We start from the raw sequence: 259 nt of genomic DNA, 5'->3' as shown, positions 1-259 counted from the left end.
GGAAAAAATGCTGCTATTGTATCGAGTAATAATTCTGCCGTCGCAAATGTCAGTGAGAAATTAATGAAGTCAGATCTAGGTTTTTTTCTTGCATCATTAGGGAGTCAGGTGAATCAGAAGAAATTTTTTGAGAATCCTCCAAAGCTTCCCCAAGACTTCAATAGCTGGGAAATTAATATGGATGTTGAAGTAGAAATGGAACAAATTTTGTGGAACAATATTAGATCAATGAAAGAGTTACTTGAATTACAAAACAAAC

At 34.0% G+C, this 259-nt stretch carries 1 protein-coding gene; it reads left to right on the top strand.

Features of this window, described 5'->3' with window-relative positions:
* The coding region (locus tag SB765_RS31140; protein WP_410932693.1) for a hypothetical protein at nucleotides 1–259 on the top strand (259 nt) is incomplete at both ends.

The sequence above is a fragment of the Pseudomonas sp. SIMBA_067 genome (assembly GCF_046534675.1).
GTDB classification, from domain to species: Bacteria; Pseudomonadota; Gammaproteobacteria; order Pseudomonadales; family Pseudomonadaceae; genus Aquipseudomonas; species Aquipseudomonas putida.
This window is presented reverse-complemented; position numbering and strand designations above follow the sequence as displayed.